Raw genomic sequence first — 4959 nt, forward strand, 5'->3', positions numbered from 1 at the left:
GTCCTCTGTGGCAGGAGAAAAGAAAAAAATGAATAAGGCAATGGAAAAGATGATCGGGACGACGGTGATCGTCGTCCGGCATAAAGGGAAAGTCGCCATGGCCGGAGATGGTCAGGTGACCTTGGGGAACACGGTGATGAAACACGGCGCCAAAAAGGTTCGCCGGCTTTACAAAGACCAAATCATTGCCGGTTTTGCCGGGGCCACGGCGGACGCCTTTACCCTCTTTGAAAGGTTCGAAGCCAAGTTAGAGCAATACCGCGGAAACCTACCACGGGCGGCTGTAGAACTGGCTAAAGATTGGAGGACGGACCGCATGCTCCGCCGGCTGGAAGCGTTGCTGGTCGTTGCCAACCGGGATTCTACCTTGGTCCTCTCGGGAACGGGGGACATCATTGAACCAGATGATGAAGTGGCGGCCATCGGCAGCGGGGGGCCTTTTGCCCTGGCTGCCGCCAGGGCTCTGCTCAAGTATTCTAATCTGGAAGCCCGGGGGATCGTCGAGGAAGCCATGCGGATTGCCTCAGAAATTTGTATTTACACCAACGATAAACTAATCGTAGAAGAATTGGGGGCAGAACCCCCAACGATCAAACCAACCCCCAAGCAAGGAGAAGAATGAGCAACGAACCAAAAGACGCGGATGAACTGAGACATCTTACTCCCCGCGAGATCGTCGTCGCCTTAGATAAATATGTGATCGGCCAGCAAAACGCCAAGAGGGCGGTGGCGATTGCCTTGCGCAACCGCTGGCGCCGTCAGCGGGTTGAGGAGGATTTGCGGGACGAGATCGCCCCGAAAAACATCATCATGATCGGCCCCACGGGAGTGGGTAAAACCGAAATCGCCCGCCGCCTTTCCAAACTGGCTCAATCCCCATTCCTGAAGATTGAAGCTTCCAAGTTTACGGAAGTAGGTTACGTCGGGCGGGATGTGGAATCAATGGTCCGGGACCTTACCGAACTGGCGGTCAACATGGTGCGGGCAGAAGAGACGGATAAAGTCCAGGTCAAGGCCCGGGAGAGTGCCGAAGAACGCATGCTGGACCTGTTGCTTCCTCCCCTCAAGAAAGAATCCGCGGAAGAAGAGAAAGCGGAAGAAATTGGGGATGACCCTGGTGAACCTTCTGCCGTAGGAGAAAAAACTCAAAATCTCCCCCGGCTGTCTTCACCCACCCGGGAGAAGCTCAGGCAGATGCTCCGTTCTGGAAAACTCGACGAACGGATCGTCGAGCTGGAACTGACCCAACGCAACCTGCCTATCGTAGAGATTTTTTCCAGCGCCGGGATGGAAGAGATGGACATCAACCTGAAGGAAATGTTCAGCAATCTCCTTCCCAAGAAGAGCAAGCGGCGGAGGGTCAAGGTCCCCGAAGGATTGGACCTGCTTACCGAAGAGGAGTCCCAGAGGCTGATTGACATGGACAAGGTGACCGGATTAGCGGTCGAGCGCGTGGAACAAGGAGGGATTATCTTCCTGGATGAGATCGACAAGATTGCCGGGCGAGAGACTACCCACGGGCCGGATGTGTCCCGGGAGGGAGTTCAGCGGGACCTTCTACCGATCGTAGAAGGGACGACCGTAACTACGCGCTACGGAATGGTGAAAACCGATCATATCCTCTTCATCGCTGCGGGCGCTTTCCATGTTTCCAAACCCTCGGACTTGATTCCGGAGCTGCAGGGTCGATTCCCCATCCGGGTGGAGTTAGATTCCTTGAGCCGGGATGATTTCATCCGCATTCTTACCGAACCCAAGAACGCCCTGATCAAGCAGTACATGGCCCTCTTGGCCACCGAGTCCATCAACTTATCTTTCACCGGGGAGGCCATCGCTGAAATTGCCGAGCTCGCCACCTTGGTGAATCAGCGCACTGAAAATATCGGCGCCCGTCGTCTGCATACCATTTTGGAAAGACTTTTGGATGAAATCTCTTTTGATGCCCCTGATCGGGCAGAAAAAAATATTTTATTGGATGCCCAATACGTCCGGGATAAACTTAGTGAGATCATCAAGGATGAAGACTTGAGCAGGTATATTCTGTAAGCACAGTTACGAGTTGCGGGTTTCGAGTTAAAAAAATTATAAGGAAAAGAAAGATGCAGAATTTAATTGATAAGGCCGATATTCTCCTGGAAGCGTTGCCGTACATCCAACGTTTCTTCGGCAAAACGATCGTCATCAAGTATGGGGGGCACGCCATGGAGGACGAGGACCTTAAAGTGAGCTTCGTCCGGGATGTAATTTTGATGCGCTACATCGGGCTCAATCCGGTCATCGTCCATGGGGGCGGGCCGCAAATCGACGGCATGCTGGAAAAAATCGGCAAAAAATCAAAGTTCGTAGAGGGCATGCGAGTTACCGATAGGGAGACCATGGAGATCGTGGAAATGGTTCTGGTGGGAAAGATCAATAAAGAAATTGTCTCCCTGATCAATCAACGCGGTGGTCAGGCGGTGGGTCTGGCCGGCATGGACGGAAACCTCATCCGGGCGAGAAAGCTCTGGATTTCCCGGCGGGGAAAAGATGCCGAGGAGAAAGAGCTATTGGACATTGGCTTGGTCGGCGAAGTAGAAGCCATTAACCCCGCATTAATTGAGAACATCATGAACAACAAATGGATTCCAGTAATCGCTCCGGTGGGGGTTGGGCCTGCAGGAGAGACGTATAACATCAACGCTGACCTGGTGGCCGGGAAAGTCGCCGCCTCCCTGAAAGCAGAGAAATTCATTCTGCTCACGGATGTTGAGGGGGTCCTCGACGGAGAGAAAAAGCTGATCTCCACGATGAATGCCGAGATGGCCGGACGTTATCTCAAGGAAGGGGCCATCAGCGGGGGAATGATTCCCAAGGTGAATTGTTGTTTACAGGCCCTGCAGGAGGGTGTGAAAAAAACCCACATCATCGATGGCCGGGTAAAACACGCTATCTTGCTGGAGATCTTTACGGACGAGGGGATCGGAACGCAGATCTATTAAAGACCGCAAGGCGCAAGGCGTCAGGCGCAAGGAGAAAAGGAAAAACGATGACCAACGAATAATTGATTAAAATTTCTCAGGAAGTGCTGGCCCAGACCTACGGGCGCCTACCCGTGGTCCTGGTCAGAGGACAAGGATGCTTATGAGCATTATGGAGTTTACCCGGGAAGCCAAGAGCGCCGTGAATGAGTGTTTGAAAAAAGGATTTCTGATCAATTGTACCAGTGACACTGTTATGAGATTTGTTCCCCCCTTGGTCGTCACCACGGAAGAAATCGACCTTCTCGTGCAAGCTTTGGATGAAATCTTTTCCACCTGGAGTTGAGGCGAAGATGAAAAAACGAGACTTTTTGACCTTGGCGGATCTTTCTCGGAGTGAGATGGATGCTTTGTTGAAGAGGAGCCTGGTATTAAAAAGAAGATGGAAGAAAAGCTTAGTAGATTCTCCGCTGGCCGGGAAATCCTTGGGATTGATTTTCGACAAACCTTCCACTCGGACGCGGGTATCCTTTGAGGTGGCCATGACCCAATTGGGCGGCCATCCGGTCTACCTCGACCCAGGGACGACGCAGATCAAGAGAGGCGAACCTATCGCGGATTCCGCGAGGGTTCTCTCCCGCTACCTCGATGGTGTGGTCATTCGGACTTTCGACCAGGCCACGGTCGAGGAGTGGGGACGGTGGTCTTCCGTCCCGGTGATCAACGGGTTGACCGACCTGCTTCATCCCTGCCAGGTTTTTTGCGACCTTTTGACGATCATAGAAAAATGTGGAAACTATAAAGGTTTAAAGATTGCTTACATCGGGGACGGGAACAACATTGCCAATACCTGGGTGCAGGCTGCAGCTCTGCTGGATATTGCCTTATCCCTGGCCTGCCCGAGGGGATATCAGCCGAACGCGAAATTTCTCGCCGAGGCCACCCGGGGTCGTAAAGCCCGTATCGAACTTACCCGGGATCCTTGGCAAGCAGTCCAAGGGAGCGATGTGGTCTATACGGATGTCTGGGCATCCATGGGGCAGGAGAAGGAAAGGAAAGAACGGCATAAACGATTCCAGGGCTATCAGGTGAATACAGCCCTTTTGCGCCGAGCAAAGAGAGGAGCACTGGTCATGCACTGCCTCCCGGCTCATGCCGGCGAGGAAATCAGTTCAGAAGTTCTGGAAGGACCGCAGTCCGTGGTTTTCGACCAGGCGGAGAACCGTCTGCATGGGCAGAAAGCGATCCTGGAATGGTTATTAAAAAAATAGTATCAATTTAGCGTTTTGAAAAGACACGCTAAATTTCATTGAAAAGTGAAAATTGCAAATTGAAAAATGCAAATTTTCTGTAAAACCCTAATCATTTTGAAATTTTCAATTTAACTTTTGCATTTTGCATTGAACTTTAGCCAAATTTTTCAAAGAGCTAAAGTGTTACGAATATCTTTTTTTACCCCAAAGTTTGAACCCAAAGCTGAGAATATAAATGGTTAAGGAAACTTTGTTAGGAATGTACTAAATTGAGAGAAAGTAGTCAATAGAAACTTTACTTGAAACGTAACCATTCAGTGAGGAGTGGGTGACCAAGGTCGGAGGAGGAAAGGTTCGGCGTAAATGCCAAGGGCGCCCATGGCCCGGGAGCCAGTCCATTCCGCTTGGAATCATAAGGCGCTAATTTCTTCATGGATGGGGCGGGGATGCCGCCTCCCGCCTTCCGCGGCGGAAGTTCAGCGGGTTCAGCTTGACCAGGGGTATCCCGGCCGATGCTTCCAGCGCGTACTGGCTTGGCCCCCGGGCCAACAACAGAATCTTTCCCGGAGAGAGAGCCCCTCCTATAGCCCTCCGTCACTGAAGGGTTACCTAGAAACTTTACTTGACATAGAAACTTTACTTGAGGATGGCAAGGTGAATTTGGGGCTTGACAAAACTTTTGAAATAATTGAATAAGTCAGTCTATTGTGGTTAATTTTTTTGAATGACCTGGAGTTTCATCCTTTAGA

Annotated in this window: 4 protein-coding genes and 1 pseudogene; all 5 read left to right on the forward strand. The window is 51.4% G+C overall.

Annotated features, from left to right (window positions below):
- Positions 1-40: 40 nt before the first annotated feature.
- The 5 genes and pseudogenes from hslV (at position 41) to argF (ending at position 4228) form a co-directional block, all read left to right on the forward strand.
- Positions 41-622, forward strand: coding sequence for an ATP-dependent protease subunit HslV (hslV, locus tag Q7V48_03205; protein MDO9209744.1), 582 nt, complete (start codon positions 41-43; stop codon positions 620-622).
- The gene (gene hslU, locus Q7V48_03210) at positions 619-2046 is read left to right on the forward strand and encodes an ATP-dependent protease ATPase subunit HslU (GenBank protein MDO9209745.1); all 1428 of its coding nucleotides are present in this window, start codon (positions 619-621) and stop codon (positions 2044-2046) included. The genes hslV and hslU overlap by 4 nt, the downstream gene beginning before the upstream one ends.
- A 53-nt stretch (positions 2047-2099) precedes the next feature.
- Positions 2100-2978, forward strand: a complete 879-nt coding sequence (gene argB, locus Q7V48_03215) for an acetylglutamate kinase (GenBank protein ID MDO9209746.1) — start codon at positions 2100-2102, stop codon at positions 2976-2978.
- 181 nt (positions 2979-3159) lie between these two features.
- Positions 3160-3303 (forward strand): annotated as a pseudogene (locus Q7V48_03220) (aspartate aminotransferase family protein).
- A 7-nt stretch (positions 3304-3310) separates the two neighbouring features.
- A complete protein-coding gene (argF, locus tag Q7V48_03225; protein ID MDO9209747.1) occupies positions 3311-4228 on the forward strand; it encodes an ornithine carbamoyltransferase in 918 nt (305 codons plus the stop codon).
- Positions 4229-4959 lie beyond the last annotated feature (731 nt).

The sequence above is a fragment of the Deltaproteobacteria bacterium genome, assembly GCA_030654105.1.
Lineage (GTDB): Bacteria > Desulfobacterota > SM23-61 > SM23-61 > SM23-61 > JAHJQK01.

Coding starts and splice junctions, on each gene's coding strand:
- hslV (MDO9209744.1), top strand. CDS start 41: ATGGAAAAGATGATCGGGACGACGGTGATCGTCGTCCGGCATAAAGGG.
- argF (MDO9209747.1), top strand. CDS start 3,311: ATGAAAAAACGAGACTTTTTGACCTTGGCGGATCTTTCTCGGAGTGAG.
- argB (MDO9209746.1), top strand. CDS start 2,100: ATGCAGAATTTAATTGATAAGGCCGATATTCTCCTGGAAGCGTTGCCG.
- hslU (MDO9209745.1), top strand. CDS start 619: ATGAGCAACGAACCAAAAGACGCGGATGAACTGAGACATCTTACTCCC.